Origin of the sequence: Streptomyces sp. NBC_01235, from assembly GCF_035989285.1 — a bacterium.
Taxonomy (GTDB): Bacteria; Actinomycetota; Actinomycetes; order Streptomycetales; family Streptomycetaceae; genus Streptomyces.
In genome coordinates this window covers 3824892-3843468 of record NZ_CP108513.1, presented here as the reverse complement: position 1 = coordinate 3843468, position 18577 = coordinate 3824892, and the positions used below count along the sequence as shown (strand labels likewise).

The following is an 18577-nucleotide window of genomic DNA, read 5'->3' as shown; positions in this document are numbered from 1 at the left end:
GTCCGAGGCGAAGTTGCCCGGGTGTATGAAAGCCGGCCAGAAGGGCTGTTCCCTCTCGCCCAACCATGGGTTGAACTGCGCCTGCAACCAGGGTGGTTGCTGGTCTACCCCCAAGGGTGTAGCTGTGATGGAAAGCCGGGTGGAGCGATCGCTCGGGGCCTACGATCGGACGATGTTCGCGCAGCGCATGTGGAGCGGGGCGGTTCGCCAGGCCTTCCCACAGGTGGCGGACACCGTCTACGCGGTGGTGTCGGTCTGGATCTCGAGCACCGCGCTGCGCAACTTTCCCGACCCGCACGGCTACTGGCGGCAAACCGATGTATGGGCCTACGTGCTGATCGCCCTGGTCTATCTTCCGCTTGCCGCGCGCCGCCGGGCTCCCCTGACCGTGCTCATCGCCACGACGGCCTGCGTGCTGTGTTACTTCACCCTGGCCTACTACCACGTGGTCGTTGTCAGCGGACTGGGCCTGGCGCTCTACACCGTCGCGGCGCAGTGCCCGCGCAGGGTCGCCGCGAAGTGCGCCGCCGCATCGCTGCTCGTGCTGCTGTGGGGCGCGCGGCTCGCCGAGCCCGGGAGCGGCCCGTTCAGTGTGGCCTTCGTGACCGTGATGGTCGCCGTCGCCTGGGTGACCGGCGACCGGGCCCGCCGGCTCGCGGAGCGCGGCGAGCGCCTCGCGGTGCTCACCGAGCAACTGCGCCTGGAGCAGGAGGAGAAGGCGCAGCGGGCCGTCATGGCCGAGCGCATGAAGATAGCCCGTGAACTGCACGACGTGATCGCCCACCACGTGTCCGTGATCTCCGTGCAGACCGGCCTGGCCGGATACGTCTTCACCTCCGATCCGAGGACGGCCCGCGAGGCGCTGGAGACCATCGCGGGCAGCGCCCACGAGGCCATGGCGGAGATGCGCCGCATGCTGGTCGTGCTCAGGGAAGGGACCGATCGTGCCCAGGAGGAGGAAGGAGCGGGCGACCACACCGCGACCCCCGGACTCGGGCGGCTGGACCAGTTGGCCCGGCGCGTCGAGGCCGCGGGTGTCTCCGTCGACGTCCGGATCACGGGCACCCCGTTCGCGCTTCCGCCGGGCGCCGACCTGTGCGTCTACCGGGTCATTCAGGAAGCTCTCACCAACGTCATGAAGCACGCGCCGGCGGCGAACGCGAGCGTCACGGTGCACTACGACGAGGCCGCGGTCCGCGTCCGCGTGACCGACGACGGACAGGAACCAGTTCTGGCCGGCACCACCGCGAGGCCGGCCGGTCATGGTTTGATCGGCATGCGTGAGCGGGCCGGTATCTACGGCGGGACGGTGACCGCCGGACCCGGCCCGCAGGGCGGGTTCGAAGTCGCACTGACCGTCCCCGTGTCCCGCGAGAGGTGAACAAGCGTCTCGGCTACCGGCCGGGCAGCCGCGAGGAAGGCGACACCACGCCTGCCCACAGCGCTCGTTGATTTACGCGGAGATCCGGAACCACGAGTCGTCCAAGCCGACCTTGGGCCAGGGAAGCGCGCACATCAGCCTTCGCCGCTTGACGGCCGGCAGCTCCAGGAGGGCCACCTGGTTGGCCCAGTCGCCCAGCGAATGCCGGGAGTCCGCCCGGACCGGTTGCCGGTGTACAGCCTGGGGTGTAGCTGTGGTGGAATGCGGGGTGGAGCGATCGCTTGGGGCCTACGCTCGGACGATGTTCGCGCAGCGCACGTGGAGCGGGGCGGTTCGCAGGGCCTTCCCGCAGGTGGCAGACATCGTCTACGCGGTGGTGTCGCTCGGCATCATGAGCACCATGCTGCGCAACTGGCCGAACTCGCAGGGCTACTGGCGGCAAACCGATGTATGGGCCTACGTGCTGGTCGCCCTGGTCTATCTTCCGCTGGCCGTGCGCCGCCGGGCTCCTCTGACCGTACTCGTCAGCACGGCGGCCTGCACGCTGTGCTACATGACCCTGGCCTACTACCACGTGGTCGTCGTCTGCGGACTGGGCCTGGCGTTCTACACCGTCGCGGCGCAGTGCCCGCGCAGGGTCGCTGCGAAGTGCGCCGCCGCATCGCTGCTCGTGCTGCTGTGGGGCACACGGCTCGCCGAGCCCGGGATCGGCCCGCAGAGTGTGGTCTTCGTGACCGTGACGGTCGCCGTCCTGTGGGTGACCGGCGACCGGTCCCGCCGGCTCGCGGAGCGCGGCGAGCGGCTCGCGGTGCTCAGCGAGCAACTGCGCTTGGAGCAGGAGGAGAAGGCGCAGCGGGCCGTCATCGCCGAGCGCATGAGCATAGCCCGTGAACTGCACGACGTGGTCGCCCACCACGTGTCTGCGATCTCCGTGCAGACCGGCCTGGCCGGATACGTCTTCACCTCCGATCCGAGGACGGCCCGCGACGCGCTGGGGACCATCGCGGGCAGCGCCCACGAGGCCATGGCGGAGATGCGCCGCATGCTGGTCGTGCTCAGGGAAGGGACCGAGCGTGCCCAGGAGGGAGCGGGCGACCACACCGCGGCCCCCGGACTCGGGCGGCTGGACCAGTTGGCCCGGCGCGTCGAGGCCGCGGGTGTCTCCGTCGACGTCCGGATCACGGGTGCCCCGTTCGCGCTTCCGCCGGGCGTCGACCTGTGTGTCTTCCGGGTCATCCAGGAGGCTCTCACCAACGTCATGAAGCACGCGCCGGCGGCGAACGCGAGCGTGACGGTGCACTACGACGAGGCCGCGGTCCGCGTCCGCGTGACCGACGACGGACAGGAACCAGTTCTGGCCGGCACCACCGAGGGGCCGGCCGGTCATGGTTTGATCGGCATGCGCGAGCGGGCCGGTATCTACGGCGGGACGGTGACCGCCGGACCCGGCCCGCAGGGCGGGTTCGAAGTCGCACTGACCGTTCCCGTGTCCCGCGAGAGGTGAACAAGCGTCTCGGCTACCGGCCGGGCAGCCGCGAGGAAGGCGGAAACCACGCATGCCCACAGTGCTCGTCGCAGACGACCAGTTCCTCATCCGCTCGGGACTCGTCGCACTCCTGCGGGCCGCACCGGGAATCGACGTCATCGGCGAGGCGCAGGACGGCGAGGAGGCCATCGAGATCGCCACGCGGACCAGACCCGACGTCATCCTGATGGACATTCGGATGCCGGGCATCAGCGGGATCACCGCCACCGAGCGGATCCTGGCCCAGGCGCCGGCTCCGCCCCCCAAAATCCTCGTCCTGACCACCTTCGACCTCGACGAGTACGTCTACGGCGCACTGAAGGCAGGCGCCTGCGGCTTCCTGCTCAAAGACACTCCACCGGACCGGCTGCTCGCCGCCATCGACACCGTGCACGCCGGCGACATGCTGTTCAGCGCCCCAGTGATCAAAGGGCTCATCGAGACCTACACCCCCCGCCCGGCCGACCCCGAGCCGCACTCCGCGCTGGACACGCTGACGCCCAGGGAGTTGGAAGTCCTCGGGCTGGTCGGGGCGGGCATGTCCAACTCCGACATCGCCCAGCGACTCGTGCTCAGCACGGCGACCATCAAGACACACGTCCACCGCTGCATGAGCAAGCTCACGCTGAACAGCCGGGCCCAGGCGGTCGTCTTCGCGTACGAGACCGGACTGATCTCCCGCGGCCCCGCAGCCTGGGGCACGGACAACGCCTGAGGTCCTGGAACTGCCAGGTCGTCAAAGAGCGGCGACGGCTTCCATGTCGCCTGCTTCGACGGCCTTGCGGAAGGGATGCACAAGATCACTTCCAATAGGTTGAATGGACGTGTCCTGTCGCAGTGAAGGTGGCTCGTCGGAAGGCTGTGACCAGCGCTGGTTCAGGTTGACTGAGACAGCGGCACGATTCTTGTCTCAGTCAACCCGAACCGCAGGGACCTCTTTCACGGCCTCCTGTTCCGTCACGAACGCGGCGGGGAGCTGGAAGAGTACGGTGATCGCGCACCTTGCATCTTGCGTGGTCGTGCCCCGGGGTCTTTCGTCGTTGACGGGGTCGTGAAGGTGTCGCATCGTCGGGGAATGGGATCTGAAAGCGCGAAGCGCAGTCACGCAGAGGCTTGGATGGAGCTCCTGGAGGCGAATCGTCCTCAGGCGGCGGGAGACGACCAGTCCTCGCCGTCCCTGTGGTTGTTGCTTCAGGCGGCCAGGCGTGAGCCGTTGCTGAGTGCGATGTATCCGTGGATCTCGATGCAGCAGCTCAGCGTGTCGGCATCAGACAGCTGGGAGGAGTGGGGCCATGAACCACTCCCGGCGATGTTCGCCCGTCCGGATTCTTATGAGGTGGTGGGCCGCTCGGATCGGGGAGACCGTGTCGCCTTCGAGACGGCCGATCCCGCTGAGGCGGTCGCGCTCGCAGCCCGTCTGGTCCGCGACCAGCGGGCAGCTCAGGCGAAGGAACCGCACGTCTGGTCGGCTGAGGTGGAGGTGGTGCTGCGTGGTGCCGGTTGGTATCCAGGGCGGAGCGTCGACACGACAGCGTGGCGAGTGCGGCTGGAAGCGGACGGCTTCCGGATCCACGCCGCCGCCGAGGAATTCCTGCGCGAGTTCGGGGGACTGACGGCTGCCGGCGGTGGCTCCGGGATCACCCGGGCGCGGGAGCCATTCGAACTCGACCCGCTGCTTGCGCTGGGTGAGGATGACCGATTCGGGGAGTGGGGCGAGGAGATCGCCCGCTGCCTCTTCCCGCTGGGGGAACTCGACCACGGTCACGCGTTCCTCGGAATGGACGAGCAGGGCGAACTGTATGTCGTGGCCAACTGGCTGGCCCGGTTCGGCCGTATGCCCGAAGCCATGGAGAACCTTCTCCTCGGGGTGATGCCGGTCCGCATGGCCGACCTTACTCAGCCCTGAGCAAGCGGGGCGGCAGTTCCCCCGGAGGATGCAGTCAAGAGGGCGGTTCGGATCTGGACGAGGCTGGCCCGCCAGGGGCCGTCCTTGTCGGCTTCACCTCAAAGTTCCATGAGCTCAGATGGGTCGGTGACCACCCGGTCGAGGGCCTGGACGGCAAGTTCACGCAGCTCGGTGGAAAGCTGGGGTAGGGGCAGGTCCGGCCCGTATGCGGTGGTGATGGGATCGCCCCCCGGGCACTGTGCGGCGACCAACGCCGCCGCTGCGACTGCCTTCACCGCGATGTCCTGGTCGAGGTAGTCGCGGGTGCCGATGGTGCGGAGGAGAGCGTCCCGGATGATGCCCTCTCTCTCGCCTTCGGGCGCCTCGTCGAGGTCGCCGGAGAAGTCCGCGGCGGTGTCGTTGTCGAAGGGGCCGACGTCCCAAGTACCCGTGCGTCTCTCCCGCTCGTGGTGATGTCTGGGCATCGTGCCAGCCACCACTGACATGCAGTGACCGACGGTGGTTCAGGTTGAGTGAGACGGCGCTGGGCTGTCCATCTCAGTGACTGACGTGGGCAGACACGTACCGCAAGCAGGGCGCAGGAGGGCCGGTTGTGTCGCTTGTTGTCCGTGGACAACTGACCCGTCTCGCTGAAGGTGAACCACGTCGGGGCTGTGAACAGCGGTGGTCAGATTGAGCGAGACGGAGGCGCGGTCGGCGTCTCGCTCAATCTGAGTTCTGAGCGCCAGGACTTGCCTCGCGTTCGGCGGCGAACTCGTCGAGAAGCTGGAACAGGATCTTGATCCCGTGCTTCTCGTCCTCGGGCGGCAGGTCGGCGATGTTGTTCCAGCCCTCTGGGAGCGCGATATGCAGAACCTGTCCGGGCCAGGCATGGTTGCAGCTGCGGCCGCGCCGCGCGATGAGCCACTCGTGCCAGCCTGTGAGCCCCTGTCCGCCGTGGCGCATTGCGTGTTGGTCGTAGCCGGTGAGGAAGGCGGTCAGCTGATGGAACGACGAGGCTGTGCCGACGAACATGCCGGGGCGCTGGCCGACGCAGGCGAAGGTCACGTCCGCTGGAGTGGTGTATTGACGGCCACTCGGTGATCTCGTTTTGAGGTTATGCGGTGAGTTCGGTCGGGAGGATGGTGTCGTCGGTTTGTGACTCGATCGGGTGGAGGCGGGTCTTGGCGAGCAGGTCGAGTCCCATGTATCGGCGGGCTTCGGTCCACTCGTCGTTCTGCTCGGCCAGCACCGCGCCGACGAGTCGGATGAGGGCGGTGCGGTCGGGGAAGATGCCGACCACGTCGGTGCGGCGGCGGATTTCCTTGTTCAGTCGCTCCTGCGGATTGTTCGACCAGATCTGCCGCCAGATCTCGCGGGGGAACGCGGTGAACGCCAGCAGTTCGTGCTGGGCGGAGTCCAAGTGGGCTGCCGCCTTGGGGAACTTGGCCTCCATCGCGTCCAGCACATGTCGCATCTGGGCCTGGACGGCGTCGGCATCGGGCTGTTCGAAGACCGTCCGCAGCAGTGTGGCCACCCAGGGCTGGGCGGACTTCGGCACCTGGCTGAGCAGATTCCGGGCGTAATGCGTGCGGCATCGCTGCCAGGAGGCGCCGGGCAGGACCGCGCCGATCGCGTTCACCAGGCCGGTGTGGGCGTCGGAGACGACCAGCTGGACGCCGGACAGGCCACGGGCGGTCAGGGAGCGCAGGAAGGCGAGCCAGCCGGCACCGTCCTCGGCGGTGGCGACGTCGATGCCGAGGATCTCGCGGTGGCCGTCGGCATTGACTCCGACCGCGATCAGCGCGTGGACGTTGATGATGCGGCCGCCCTCGCGGACCTTCTGGGTCAGTGCGTCGACCCAGACGAACGCGTAGGGTCCGGCGTCGAGGGGCCGGTTGCGGAACGCGGCGACCTGCTCGTCCAGGTGCTTGGCCATCGCGCTGACCTGCGACTTCGACAGCTGGGTGACGCCGAGGGACTCGGCGAGCTTCTCGACTCGGCGGGTGGAGACGCCGAGCAGGTAGGCGGTGGCGACCACCGAGATCAGGGCCTGCTCGGCCCGGCGGCGCCGTTCGAGGAGCCAGTGCGGGAAGTAACTGCCCTGGCGCAGCTTGGGGACGGCCAGTTCGACGGTGCCGGCCCTCGTGTCCCACTCGCGTGGGCGGTAGCCGTTGCGGTGGTTGACGCGTTCGTCGCTGACCTGCCCGTATTCGGCATTGCAGAGGGCGTCGGCCTCTGCGGACATGAGGGCGTCGGCGAACGTCTTGACCATCGCGCGCAGCAGATCGGGACTCGCCGCGGCGAGGTTGTCCTCGGCGAGGGCGTGCAGGGGCAGACTGTCAGGTGCGGTCATCGTGCTGATCTCCTTCGAGGCTTCGACACTTCGAAGATCAGCCGGTGGCCGTTCATCTATGCGGGCACCATCCCGATGCCGGAGCAAACCCCCGGATCAGGTCGAACCCGTACACCACTTCCCTGGACGCAACCCAGGCGAAGTACTCGCGCTCGCTCATTTCCCTGATCTGTCTCATCGGTCTCCTTCGCAGGTCTGGCGCGGATTCGGCTGTGCATCGTGCGGATGGCGACGGTCGTTCCAGAGTCGTCTGAGGGCTTCGAGTTCGGTTCGGGGGAAGTGCTCGCCCCATTTGCCTCGGTAGCCGCTCTCGCCGTAGGTCCGAGACACCTCGTCGAAGCAGCGGACCACAGCCCGGGCGAGTGCATCGATGGGGAGTTGAGACGACCAGATCTCGGTGCCCCTGTTGTCGTGGTCGCTGCCGCGACGTAGTTCCAGCAAGCGGATCCAGACCTCCGCAGCTTCGCGGTAGAAGATCCACCGGTAAGCGGTCGGCTCGGCTTCAAACTGGGCGCGGGCTTCCGTCTCGCCCGTGACGAGCCGGGCCACCGCCGTGAGGAACTCTTCGGGTGCGTTGCTGATGTAGGACGCGGTCAGCTCCGCTTTCGCCTGGTGGTCCTCAACGACGCAGTCGGCCCACCCATGCGCCCCCAGCGTCCAGGTGATTCGTATGCCGGCTGTCACCGCGGCTCCCCGGCGAGGAAGTGCTGGACATCGGCCGCCAGGGAAGCCATCTGCTCACCGGCCTCCAGCCAGGTGGTCACCGAGGCGCTCCAGCCGCTGGCGGCCTTCGGCCATGGCCGCAAGGTCCAGGTCAGTCCGACGTGGCCGCCGGACCGGAAGACTGCTGACATTGCGAGGTCTCGGTCGTTGGTCTGCCAGTTCCGTTCGCCGTCCCATCCCCGGTAGTCAGCGGCGAGCTCTTCCAGGAACGGGACCAGATCGCTGTCCCAGATCCAGGCGACGACCTCATTGACTCGGGCGGTTAAGCCTGGAGCCTGGAGTTCGACGGCGTAGTGCACAGAGTCTTCGTCGAAGCTGAACCGATCGCAGAACCTCACACCGGCAGACGAGTTGTCCTGGCAGCGGATCGTCACGCTGGCCTCGTCGTCAGTGCCGACGTCTGGGGTGGTCATGGGCGGAACGCTAGGTCAGCAGCCCCTTCGACGTCACTTGGATTCGCTGTCGGTGGGGTGGAGAACGGCTTCGGCGATTTCACGGACGCGCTCCATGGTGATACCGGTCCGCTGTTCGACTGCGAGAGGGTGGTCGGTCGGCTCCAGCTCGATGAAGGGACGCTGTCCGACGGGCGGGTGTGGACTGGGTCTTCAAATGCCCGTGGCAGGCCTGCGCATCCTGCCGTCCACCAAGCCCACCACCCCCCTCGCGCTCGAAACGCGACCGCATCCGGCGCAGCGTGCTCAGCCCCACCTCCTCACCGGCCGCCCGCAGTTCGGCCACCTTGGTCAGCTCCTGTTGCCGCAGCGAGTGCACCACCGGGTCGTACTCGGCCCGCACCAAGGCGGCAGCACCGCAGTCCGGGTGGCCGGTGAGCAGCTCGGTGTCGGCGTACGTGGTTCTCTCCCCAGGTGCGTACGGGCGAACGTCCTCGGCTGCTTGGCCGCCGCATGGCCGGGCCGGCCGATAGCCCGCCAGCCTCGGGACAGGGCGATCGGCCCGCAGCCCCATCGCTCAGCGAGGCCCGTAGGGCGCCCTTGACGGACCGTAGTGTCCGGCGCCCTGAGAGCCCATCCTTAGGGTGACGGCGCACGCCCGTGTGATCCAATGGCCGCGGAGCCGGGACCTCGAGCAGGGAGCACGAAGGCATGTCGACGGTCATACCTGTGCCCGACAACTGGCGTCCATTGTTCAGCAGTTGGGACGAGCTCCGGCATGGCTACCACGCCGGGGACAAGGACGAGACGGTGCGCGGCTGCGCCCGCCAGCTCGACACGACGGCGCCGGGGTCGGAGGGCGATCCCGTGCTGTTCTGGACGCTGGGCCTGCTGATGCTCGCCCCCTACGTGGCCTTCGGCAACCCCGGTCCGGGAGTCGAGGACAAGGTCGTCGCCGTACTGAGCCGGGTCGCGCGCGGTGACGACGGCAGGGCGTGCGCGCACGGCTGGCATCCATACGAGGCCGACGTGGACGATGTGCTCGACGGCCTTCCCGCCAGCCTGGAGGTGCTGAGCTCCCCGGTGAGCGAGGCCCTCGACGACCTGCTTCCCGAGGATCTGCTTCCCGAGGACTACCTGGACGAACTCGAGGACGAGGAGGCCGAACCCGCGAACCTCTCCGGGCCCGAGATCCTCGCCCGCTGGCAGTGCCCGCGGACTGCACCGGGATTCGCCCACGCGGCCCTCGACTACCTGGGCGCAACGTCCGCTGAAGGCGACGGCTCCTCGAGTGTGAGCAGTTGAGCGGTCGGGTGGCCCCGGCTCCCTGACCTGCGCACGACCACCTTCAGGGTGGGGACGTATCGCTGTACCTCACTGGCCACGTTCGGGCGTACGCCGACACTCGGTCAGATGCCTCCGCCACCACTTGGCCCGCTCCACCGCCTCCCCCGGCAATCCCTCCAACACCCTGGCCTCCGGCAACGGCGGGCGGCTCAACGCAGTGCCGAGCACGGCGAACCCCTCGGATGCCAGGAGATGCCCCAGCAGCACGACACTGGCGGCCTGGGCATCATCGACCAGCCGCACCGAGGCGCCGTGCAGGGCGGCAACGGTGTGCTCCCGCCCGTCATAGCGAACCCGGTCACCTAGCGACAGCAGCTTCGGACGCGCCGGCATCTCCACTCGCCTCCCCCGCGACTGCGGATGCCGGGCGAACCGTCGTCGCCGCCGACAACAGGCCGGCCTCCAAATCCACCGCCAGCTCCCGACACCACACCAGGTGGAGGAGCACCGGCAGCACGGCAATCGGATCGCCCACCGCACGAGCACCGGCCAGCAGTCCCCGGGGACGGGTGAATACCGCCCGCAACCCCGCCGCCACCGGCTCGCGCCGCACCCGCGGATGCCGGTAGCCCGACAACCAGCGCGGATTCGCCGCCAACACCGGATCGAGCACACCAACCCGCTCGAAACCCCAGCCCACCACGGCGCAAGCCGTTGCCGCGAACTTCACGGCGTCCTCGGGCTCGATCCGGTCATCAGGGCGCACATCCAGCACCACGACGGTGCCGTCCCGACGGCGCACGAAGTAGTCCAGCGTATGACTGACCCGCCGGGCCTGGTCACCAGGCCGCCATGAGAGCCGGAACGGCTGTGACGCGAAGGCCACCACGTCCGGCTCCGAGTCCAGCCACATCAGATGACCGAGCTCCACCCACGACTCGAAGCCCACCAACTCGCCACTGGTAGCAGCCCAGTACCAGCCGGGAAAGTTCCGCTGCCCCGGTACGACGGGAACGCCCGCACCTGCCCGGCAGCCTCGAAACGCGTCGACCACATCACCTCAAGCGGCCCGCTGTGCAGCTCACCACGACCGTCGACGTACTCCAGCGAGAAGTCCTCAGCCTCCACCAGCCACCCCCACCCGGCGCTGACCACGTACAACGACCATAGAGAGCCGGGCACGGCAGCGGCTCAGAAGGAGCGAGACAGGTCAGGACGCGTAGCAGACCGGATTCGTAGGTGAGAGGTGTCCATGCGGTAGTCAAGTTTTTGATTAGTGAATCAAATGCTGGATTGACGGCATGGCTCTACGCAACGCGGTGATTCCCGCCCTCCTGGAGGGTGAGGCGTCCGGGTACGACCGAGGGGTTCGACGCAGCGGTCGCCAATTTGGAACTGGAGCGCATGGCGGGCGACGGGCTCATCACGGCCCGCCTCGTTGAGCAGGAGCGCCGCCCCGACAAGCGGCTCTTCTCCCTCACTGAGGCCGGATTCGAGGCGGTGTGGGCCTACACCACCGAATCCCCGGCCAAGCCGACGGCCATCAGGGATGAGCTGATGGTCGAAGTCCAGTACGTCGACGCCGGTGACAGAGGCCGTGCGGTCCGCGATCGCCGAACGCATGGAGTGGTCCACCGCCAAGTTGTCCTGCTGCGAGCGTCTGCAGAAACGCCTGCAGCCGGATGCGGACATGGCCGAGCCGAACGGTGGTCCTCGCCTCGGACTTCGCTGCCGCGACGCGCCATACCGTGTCGGTGCGTGTCAGGCCGGCAGCGTGGATCGCTGTTCCAGGACGCTCAGCGTCCGCTCGGCCCAGCGGACGTTCTCCTTCTCGAATGCGCGGCCCCGCATCAGGGTCAGGTAAGGGCCGACGCGCTCGGCCTCGGCGAAGTACTCCTCCTCGGTGCGCCCGGCGAGCAGGCGTGCGCGGAGCCGGTCGTAGCGGGCCAGCTTGGCCCGCGCCCACTCCAGACGCTCGGCGACCGCGGTGCGCACGGCCTCGGAGTCGCCCTCGTCGACTGCCTGCACCTTGACCAGCAACTCATCGCGGATCGCGGTGGGCTTGGGCGAGGCCGTGGTGAACTCGACAAGCGCCTGGCGTCCGGCCTCGGTCAGTGAGTACAGGCGCTTGTTGGGCCTGCGTTCCTGCTGGACGACTCGGGCCTCGATCAGCCCCTGGGACTCCATGCGCTCGAGTTCCTTGTACAACTGCTGCGGGGTGGCCATCCAGAAGTTGGCCACCGACGCGTCGAATCCCTTGGACAGGTCATAGCCGGACGCCTCGCCCTCGAGGAGGGCTGCCAGAACCGCGTTGCGCAATGCCATGTCCAGATCTTATCGCCCTCTTGACTAGACAAGAATATTACTGACAGCGAATTTGGAACAGAAGCTCGCCCGCACGCCCGGCCTGGCCGACATCGTCAAGCGTCGGCGTGGGCGTCACGTCGTACAGGGGCCAGTTGAGAATCCCCGGCGGCAGCCAATGGGCGGGGAGGTATCTGGGCGCTGATCATTGCTCGCCGTTACCCGTTTGCTGCGCCGTTCGCGGCGTGGGTAGCGTCATGCGGGTGGCGAGCGAAGACGTTGTGCAAGATCACCCTCATCGGCAGATCGTGCGTATCGGTGACACGATCCGCAGGCCCGTTCAGCCATGGACTGCGACGGTTCATTCACTGCTGCGACATCTGGAAGCGGTGGGCTTTCCGTACGCGCCCAGAGCCCTGGGGTTCGACGAGCAGGGCCGCGAGGTCCTGAGTTATCTCGAAGGGGAGTCCGGGCCGGCGGGCTGGGCCAAGGTGGTGAACGAGCAAGGTCTGTCTGCGTTTGCCCGGCTGCTGCGTGAATACCATGACGCGACGGTGGGCTTCTCTGCGCCGGAGGGAGCGGCCTGGGCCGTCGGCACGGGCGGCGGGCCCGTCGAAGGCGATGCGATCTGCCACGGAGACTTCGGCCCGTGGAACGTCGTGTGGCAGGGCCACCGGCCCGTGGGGATCATCGACTGGGACTTCGCACGCCCGGCTCCGCGATTGCACGATGTGGCCTACGCGCTCGAGTACGTTGCCCCCTTCCGCAGCGACGCCGAGTGCCTGGGGTGGCTGCGCTTCCCGGAACCGCCCGACCGCCGTAGGCGCCTGGAACTGTTCTGTACTGCCTACGGTCTCCCCACGGCGTCCGGCATGGTTGATGCCGTCATCGCCAGGCAGCGGGAGGACATCGCAGTCGTCCGCCGTTTGGCAGGGCAGGGCCACGAACCCCAGGCGACCTGGGTCGCTGAGGGCTTGCTCCAGGAACTCGACGGCAGGGTGGTCTGGAGCCAGTCGAACCGAAACCTGTTCGAGAACTGATCCGTTCGGTCTCCCCGTCGCCACACAGGGCATCGTCACGGAACGTGTTTCTGGCTGCGTGCGGTTGACGCTGCTGTGTACGGGGGCTTCCGGCCCGTAGCGCCTCGGCCGCGCGTCATGCCGGCAGCTGCGCACGAACGGCGACCGGCCGCCTCGACCGCCGACTCGCGCAGATCACGGGGGAGCTCAGCTCGGCCGGGGCTTCCTTCGTGATGTTCAGCGGTGGAGCCAGTTCCCTGTTGCGGTACCGCCGCCGCTTCGGTTCTCCTGGATGGCCCACTCGAAGGGCCCCTGACCTGCGATGGCGCTGGTCAGGGGCCCCTTGGGGCGATCAGGCCGCGTCAGCCGTCGGACTCCGGTGACGGGATGTAGGCGCCGGGCACGTCCTTCGGCGCGAAGATCTTGTCCTCGCCCGGGTACGGCTTCTTCCAGTCGTGTGTCTGGTACCAGGTGAAGTGGTTCATCTGCGCGGGGTTCGCGTAGTCGGGCACGGCGCCCGGGCCGGTCAGCCGCTGCTTCGACTTCCAGGCCTCCCACTGTGCCGCGAGCGCCTGCTTGTCCGCCGGCACCTTCGCCGACGGCACGGCAGCCGCACTCGGGTCCTGCGGCGCCGGGGTGTCCACGCCACAGGCAGGCGGGGTCTTCAGGCCATCGGTCAACGAGGTCCGGTTGGGCAGCGCCTTGAACGGCGTGTAGACCGGGCGCGCGGTGAACGCCCCACGCATCGGGCTGGCCGCGCTGTCCTTCTGGTTCATCGGGTGGATCCCGAGGATCTGCTCGATGGTCCGGATCATCATGATCTGCGAGTAGTAGTGGTTGTCGACGGTGCCGTGCTGGGCGTAGGGGCTGATGATCTGGATCGGGGCACGGTGGCCGTCGACGTGGTCGAGGCCGGCCTGGGAGTCGTCCTCGACCACGAAGATCGCGGAGTCCTTCCAGTACGTGCTGTGCGAGATCTCGTCGACGATCCGGCCGGTGGCGAGGTCGTTGTCCGCGACCTGGGCGGCGGCGTTCGCCGGACCACCGGTGTGGTCGCTGGAGAGCCAGAACATGTTCAGGTTCGCCGGCCCGTTCTTCTCGAAGTCCTGCTTCCAGATCTGCTCCCGGTAGATGTCCGGGACGCTGGTGTCGAACTTCGGGAAGCCGTGCACCGACACGTCGTTGAGGGACGGGATCGGCGAGGACGAGTTCAGGGTGTAGGCGGTGCCTTGCCCGGTCGCGTCCATGTTCTTGGCGTCGCAGTACAGGTTCTGCCAGCTCGCGCCTGACGGCTTGGTCAGGAACTGCTGGAACTCGCCGAAGTCCCGCACGGACTTCCCCGCCGCCTGCGCACCGGTCCACAGGAAGCCGGTCCGCTGGTGGCCGAGAGCGTCGTCCTCGGTGTCGTAACTGCGCGCGTACTCACCGGCCGAGGACTCGGTGTACTCCGGGTCGTCGGCCTGCATCAGCCAGTTGTGGCCCTCGGCGGAGTTCGTGCCGATGTCGTACGTGTTGTCGTACAGGCCGAACTGCGCGGCCAGCGCGTGCTGGTTCGGCGTCACGTTCTCGCCGAACTCCGCCAGCGACGGGGCGCCGTTGCCCTGCGGAACGTCGCCGAAGAGCTGGTCGTAGGTCCGGTTCTCCTTGACGATCAGGAAGACGTGCTTGATCGTCGACGGGTCGCCGAGCCGCACCGGGACCGGCACCGGCTTCGCGTGGCTCTTGCCGTCGGTCCGGGTGACCGAGCCGCCGGTCCAGCCGTTCTGCTGGAAGACCTTGGCCGTCTCGGACCGGATGACCCGGTCGCTCGGCAGTGTGAACCGCTGCAGGCTTGAGGTCGTGTCGTGGGTGCCGTGACCGCCGGCCGTGGTGGGACGGCGGGCGTCGATACCACGGGTGTTGGAGACGACCACCTGGTTGCCCACGGTGGCGATCTCCGCGGGGAAGTAGTCCGTCGGAAGCAGGCCGACATAGCTGACCGGCTCCTGCGGGGTCGTGTACCGGTAGACGGCGACCGCGTTGGCGCGGCCGAGCGTCACCAGCAGATGGCCGTCGTCGGTGAGCGTCACCGCGTCGGGCTCGTAGCCCACTGACGCCTGCGGCCACGGCTGGGTGGCGATGGTCTGCACGACCTTGTCGCGGGCGGTGTCGATGACCGACACGTCGTTGGTGGCGGTGTCGGTGACCAACACCGCGCCCTTCTTGGCGTACAGGGCGGTCGGATGCAGACCGACGTCGATGCTTTTGACGGCGGCGTCCGGCTTCGCCAGGTCGATGACGCTGACCGTGCCGGTGGTGGTGGCGGCGGTCACCGGACTGGCCGGCACCTGGGTGCCGTAGGAGTTGATGGTGGTGTCGCCGGGCTTCGCCGGACGCCCGCCCTCGTTGCTGACGTAGAGCTTGGAACCGACCTCGGCCAGGTCACGAGGGGCGTTGCCCACGGCCCAGCTCTGCTTGATGGTCCCGGTCGCCGCGTCGATGGCGACCACCCGGTTCTGGCCGTTGACGGCTGAGTACACGGTGGAGCCGTCGGACGAGAACACCGCCTCACCCACCAGGGCGTGCTTGGCCCCGTCCGCCGGGATGGTGATGGCCGTCGGGTTGGCGACGCTGCCGTCCGCGTTCACGGTGAACCTGGTGTAGCCGTCGGTCTGGCCCAGCCACAGCTGCGAGCCGTCGGGCGAGTACGTGGGGCCCTCCTGGCCCACGCTGTTGCTGCTGATGCGCGGGTTCGAAGACGCGGATTTGCCGACGAGCTGCTGCACCTTCCAGCTCTTCAGGTCCACGATGGACAGCGCCGCCCCACCGTCGGTGACCGAGGCCGCGAGATGGGTGCCGTCAGGGCTGACCGAGGACGACATGATCTTGCCGCTGTCGACTACGAGGCGGTCGCCGTACGGGGCGATGTACTGGTCGCTGGAGATGACCTGGCCCTGATCGGTGACCTGGCCGACCTGGTCGGTGCCGAACCGGTTGGTCTGGGCGAAAGCGGTGCCGGCGGCGATGAGGGCGACCACGGCGGTGCCCGTCGTCAGCAAGGGTGTCCGGCGGCCGAGGCGTCTGCCGAGAAAGCCGGAACGCTCCTTCTCGACACGCCTGCGGCGGCGTGTTACCTGCATGGAGTTATCCCTTCGGGGTGGTGGCGAGCAGTTCGGCGTTGCCGTCGAACTGCCAGAGCGGGTTCGGTGCGTCCCCGGCCGGGGTTCGCACCAGGAAGTAGCCGTTGACTTCCTTCGGTCCGTCGCCATCGGCCACGAACCGCCCGTCTGCGGTGACGTCGAGCTGGTAGACGGCCTGCCCTGTGGCCTCGACGCCGGGGAGATGCCAGGAGACGACGCAACGCCAGTCGTTGCCCGGTCCTTCGGGGGCGAGATGGCCGGCGCCCTTGTTGCACACGGCCGTGGCCCGCAGTTGCGCCTCGGTGACGGCCGGGCGGTTGAGCTGCTCGGTCTGCAAGCGGTAGAGGTGGGCGAACGCCGTGGCGACCGACCGCTGCACCTTGTTCTGCTGGATCCCGGAACCCACGGACGGGGTCGCCACGGCGACGACCGTGACCGTGAGGGCGAGCAGTCCGGCGGGCGGCAGGAGTCCGGTGGTGATCGCGCGGCGCCCCGAGCCGTCGTAGCTCAGGTTGGTGAAGTCGCGCCGCAGGAAGAGCAGACAGGCCAGCGAGGTCGTGAGCGCGGCCCACACCAGGCTGACCGCGACGCCGATCAGGAGCGGGCCGAGCTGCGCCGGGCCGGTGAACAGACCGTTCCAGGCGATGAAGGCGTAGCTGGGCAGGGCGAGGCGTACGGCGACGGGCAGCGGCAGCATCTGGGCGAGCTGCATCGCGAGCGCGACGAGCACCGGAATCAGCAGTCCCATCGGGGACCGTCCCAGCGCGACCGACCCCAGGAGTCCGATCCCGGCGAGGGCCAGGGTCGGGGCGAGCACGCAGACCCAGGCGAGGAGGACCTTCCCGGCGGCGTCCGCCGGCGCCAGCAGGTGGCCGTCGAGGCCGACCAGCGGCTGGTTGCCGACCGTCACGAGGCCGCCGGCCGTGCTGGAACAGGCCAGCCCGGCCACGAGCAGCAGGATGACGGTGAGGCTGGCCAGTGCCTTCGCCGAGAAGATCCGTCGCGGCGAGCGGACCGCCACGAGCAGATGGCGCCAGGTGCCGAGCCGGTCCTCGGAGGCGAACACGTCGCCGGCGACCACCGACGTCAGCAGCGGCAGCGCCCAGGTGCCCGCGAAACCGAGCATCACCAGCGGTCCGGCCCACCCCGTGGCGTGCATCCAGCGACCGAAGAGGGTGTCGGTGGGGAGCGTGCTCTGCTCGCTCACCGCGGCGACGAAGAGTGCCGGCGCGATCCAGCAGGCGAGGACCAGCAGGCGGATCCGCCACTGCGAGACCAGTTTGACCAGCTCGAAGCGGTAGCAGCGCGATACGGAGACGCGGGCCGCTCGACTGGCAACGGCAGCGCGGTCGTTGACGCGGTCGTCGACTGTGGTCGCGGTCATCTGCCGGCCTCCTGCTGCTCGTGCTGCTCGTGCTGGTCGGTGAGGGCGAGGAACGCGGCCTCGAGCGGTGACACCACCGGGGTGAGTTCGCGCACCGCGATGCCCGCGTGGACGAGCCGCGCCACCAGGGCGTCGAGGGCGGGCACCAGCGCGCGCACGACGAGCCTGTCGCCGTCGCGCCGTGCCCCGGCGTCGTCGACGAGGTGGATCCCGGCCGTGTCGGCAGCCTCCCGGCAGGCGGCCCGCGAGTCGGAGGTGACCAACCGGTAGTCGAGTTCACGGTTCTCGGCGGCCAGCTTGCTCAACGGACCGGAGAAGACGACTCGTCCGGTCGTGAGGATGGTGACCTCGGAGCACAGTGCCTCGAGGTCGTCCATGCGGTGGCTCGAGAGCACGACGGCGGTGCCGTTCGCCGCGAGCCGGCCGAGGACACCGTGTACGTGCCTCTTGCCGGCCGGGTCGAGGCCGTTGGACGGTTCGTCGAGCACGAGCAGCCGGGGCTTGGTGAGCAGGGCGGCGGCGAGACCGAGCCGCTGGCGCATGCCCAGGGAGAAACCGCGGGCGCGGTCGTCGGCGACATCGGTGAGCCCGACCCGGGCGAGCGCGTCGTCGATTCCCACGGTCCGCGCGTCGCCGCCGCGGAGTGCGGCCAGGGCGGCGAGGTTCTGCCGGGCGGTGAGTGAGGGGTAGAGACCGGGCCCGTCCACGAAACCGGCGACACCGTCGGGAGCGGCGAGCGCCCGTCCGACCGGCGTACCCAGGATCTCGAGCGAGCCGCTGTCGGCGACGGCCAGGCCCAGCAGGAGGCCGAGCAGCGTCGTCTTGCCCGCGCCGTTCGGTCCGACCAGGCCGTGTATCTGACCCTGTGCCACATCCAGATCGATGCCGTCGAGCGCGACGACGTCGCCGAAGCATTTGGTGATCCCGCGAGCCCGGACGGAAAGGAGTGTGTCCATGGATCCCCTCTTTCGAAGCCTTCAGGGACCTTAGGGACTGTATTGAGCGCAAGCAGGAACGGTGGATTGAACGTTGATGGAACGGGAGGAGATCCGGCAGATGTCACGCCTGTGACCTGCTTATATGGGATAGGCGTAACCGCGGACGAATACGCTGGTCGGATCATTGGCCCGGGTAGGGCGGCGGCAGATCCGAGTCCTCGAATCGGTCGGCGATGAGCCAGAATCGGGCAAAGTCCAAACGTG

The 18577-nt window shown here is 68.4% G+C and carries 15 protein-coding genes and 2 pseudogenes; 6 read left to right on the top strand and 11 right to left on the bottom strand.

Annotated elements, in window-relative coordinates; translation table 11 throughout:
• Positions 1-172 precede the first annotated feature (172 nt).
• The 4 genes from OG289_RS16875 (at position 173) to OG289_RS16860 (ending at position 4812) form a co-directional block, all read left to right on the top strand.
• Positions 173-1381, top strand: a complete 1209-nt coding sequence (locus OG289_RS16875) for a sensor histidine kinase (RefSeq protein ID WP_327314847.1) — start codon at positions 173-175, stop codon at positions 1379-1381.
• A gap of 301 nt (positions 1382-1682) precedes the next feature.
• On the top strand, positions 1683-2885 hold the full coding sequence (locus OG289_RS16870) for a sensor histidine kinase (RefSeq protein ID WP_327314845.1): 1203 nt from the start codon (positions 1683-1685) through the stop codon (positions 2883-2885).
• Positions 2886-2937: 52 nt separating this feature from the next.
• A complete protein-coding gene (locus tag OG289_RS16865) occupies positions 2938-3621 on the top strand; it encodes a response regulator transcription factor (protein WP_327314844.1) in 684 nt (227 codons plus the stop codon).
• Between the two features lie 336 nt (positions 3622-3957).
• On the top strand, positions 3958-4812 hold the full coding sequence (locus tag OG289_RS16860) for an SUKH-3 domain-containing protein (protein WP_327314843.1): 855 nt from the start codon (positions 3958-3960) through the stop codon (positions 4810-4812).
• Positions 4813-4913: 101 nt separating this feature from the next.
• On the opposite strand, the pseudogene OG289_RS16855 reads toward OG289_RS16860, so the two are convergent.
• The 6 genes and pseudogenes from OG289_RS16855 to OG289_RS49675 form a co-directional block, all read right to left on the bottom strand.
• A pseudogene (locus OG289_RS16855) lies at positions 4914-5276 on the bottom strand (DUF4259 domain-containing protein); the annotation flags it as partial.
• Between the two features lie 241 nt (positions 5277-5517).
• Positions 5518-5859 (bottom strand): hypothetical protein, encoded by a 342-nt coding sequence (locus tag OG289_RS16850; RefSeq protein WP_327314842.1) that lies wholly within the window; start codon positions 5857-5859, stop codon positions 5518-5520.
• A 49-nt stretch (positions 5860-5908) separates the two neighbouring features.
• Entirely contained in the window at positions 5909-7147 is a 1239-nt protein-coding gene (locus OG289_RS16845; protein WP_327314841.1) for an IS256 family transposase, read from the bottom strand.
• 174 nt (positions 7148-7321) lie between these two features.
• The gene (locus OG289_RS16840) at positions 7322-7831 is read right to left on the bottom strand and encodes a hypothetical protein (RefSeq protein WP_327314840.1); all 510 of its coding nucleotides are present in this window, start codon (positions 7829-7831) and stop codon (positions 7322-7324) included.
• Positions 7828-8283: a DUF6228 family protein gene (locus OG289_RS16835; RefSeq protein WP_327314839.1), complete on the bottom strand. Its 456-nt coding sequence runs from the start codon at positions 8281-8283 to the stop codon at positions 7828-7830. Before OG289_RS16835 ends, OG289_RS16840 begins: the two co-directional genes overlap by 4 nt.
• Before the next feature lie 33 nt (positions 8284-8316).
• Positions 8317-8457: pseudogene (locus OG289_RS49675) on the bottom strand (DUF2199 domain-containing protein); the annotation flags it as partial.
• A 516-nt stretch (positions 8458-8973) separates the two neighbouring features.
• Between OG289_RS49675 and OG289_RS16830 the strand changes: the two are divergent.
• On the top strand, positions 8974-9567 hold the full coding sequence (locus OG289_RS16830) for a hypothetical protein (protein ID WP_327314838.1): 594 nt from the start codon (positions 8974-8976) through the stop codon (positions 9565-9567).
• Positions 9568-9907: 340 nt separating this feature from the next.
• Here OG289_RS16830 and OG289_RS16825 read toward each other — a convergent pair whose 3' ends face one another.
• Together OG289_RS16825 and OG289_RS16815 are read right to left on the bottom strand one after the other, a co-directional pair.
• The gene (locus OG289_RS16825; protein ID WP_327314837.1) at positions 9908-10603 is read right to left on the bottom strand and encodes a TnsA-like heteromeric transposase endonuclease subunit; all 696 of its coding nucleotides are present in this window, start codon (positions 10601-10603) and stop codon (positions 9908-9910) included.
• 707 nt (positions 10604-11310) lie between these two features.
• Entirely contained in the window at positions 11311-11874 is a 564-nt protein-coding gene (locus OG289_RS16815) for a PadR family transcriptional regulator (RefSeq protein WP_327314836.1), read from the bottom strand.
• Positions 11875-12116: 242 nt separating this feature from the next.
• Between OG289_RS16815 and OG289_RS16810 the strand changes: the two genes are divergently transcribed.
• On the top strand, positions 12117-12893 hold the full coding sequence (locus tag OG289_RS16810) for an aminoglycoside phosphotransferase family protein (protein WP_327314835.1): 777 nt from the start codon (positions 12117-12119) through the stop codon (positions 12891-12893).
• Positions 12894-13234: 341 nt separating this feature from the next.
• On the opposite strand, the gene OG289_RS16805 is transcribed toward OG289_RS16810, so the two are convergent.
• Genes OG289_RS16805 through OG289_RS16795 form a run of 3 tightly spaced genes read right to left on the bottom strand, consistent with a single transcriptional unit; the run spans position 13235 to position 18331 of the window.
• Positions 13235-15991 carry a bifunctional YncE family protein/alkaline phosphatase family protein gene (locus OG289_RS16805; RefSeq protein WP_327314834.1) on the bottom strand — a complete coding sequence of 919 codons (2757 nt, stop codon included), beginning with the start codon at positions 15989-15991 and terminating at the stop codon, positions 13235-13237.
• Between the two features lie 4 nt (positions 15992-15995).
• On the bottom strand, positions 15996-17375 hold the full coding sequence (locus tag OG289_RS16800; protein WP_327314833.1) for an ABC transporter permease: 1380 nt from the start codon (positions 17373-17375) through the stop codon (positions 15996-15998).
• Positions 17372-18331, bottom strand: a complete 960-nt coding sequence (locus OG289_RS16795; protein ID WP_327314832.1) for an ABC transporter ATP-binding protein — start codon at positions 18329-18331, stop codon at positions 17372-17374. The genes OG289_RS16800 and OG289_RS16795 overlap by 4 nt, the downstream gene beginning before the upstream one ends.
• Positions 18332-18577: the final 246 nt, after the last annotated feature.

Coding starts and splice junctions, on each gene's coding strand:
- OG289_RS16875 (WP_327314847.1), top strand. CDS start 173: ATGTTCGCGCAGCGCATGTGGAGCGGGGCGGTTCGCCAGGCCTTCCCA.
- OG289_RS16870 (WP_327314845.1), top strand. CDS start 1,683: ATGTTCGCGCAGCGCACGTGGAGCGGGGCGGTTCGCAGGGCCTTCCCG.
- OG289_RS16865 (WP_327314844.1), top strand. CDS start 2,938: ATGCCCACAGTGCTCGTCGCAGACGACCAGTTCCTCATCCGCTCGGGA.
- OG289_RS16845 (WP_327314841.1), bottom strand. CDS start 7,147: ATGACCGCACCTGACAGTCTGCCCCTGCACGCCCTCGCCGAGGACAAC.
- OG289_RS16835 (WP_327314839.1), bottom strand. CDS start 8,283: ATGACCACCCCAGACGTCGGCACTGACGACGAGGCCAGCGTGACGATC.
- OG289_RS16830 (WP_327314838.1), top strand. CDS start 8,974: ATGTCGACGGTCATACCTGTGCCCGACAACTGGCGTCCATTGTTCAGC.
- OG289_RS16815 (WP_327314836.1), bottom strand. CDS start 11,874: ATGGCATTGCGCAACGCGGTTCTGGCAGCCCTCCTCGAGGGCGAGGCG.
- OG289_RS16805 (WP_327314834.1), bottom strand. CDS start 15,991: ATGCAGGTAACACGCCGCCGCAGGCGTGTCGAGAAGGAGCGTTCCGGC.
- OG289_RS16800 (WP_327314833.1), bottom strand. CDS start 17,375: ATGACCGCGACCACAGTCGACGACCGCGTCAACGACCGCGCTGCCGTT.
- OG289_RS16795 (WP_327314832.1), bottom strand. CDS start 18,331: ATGGACACACTCCTTTCCGTCCGGGCTCGCGGGATCACCAAATGCTTC.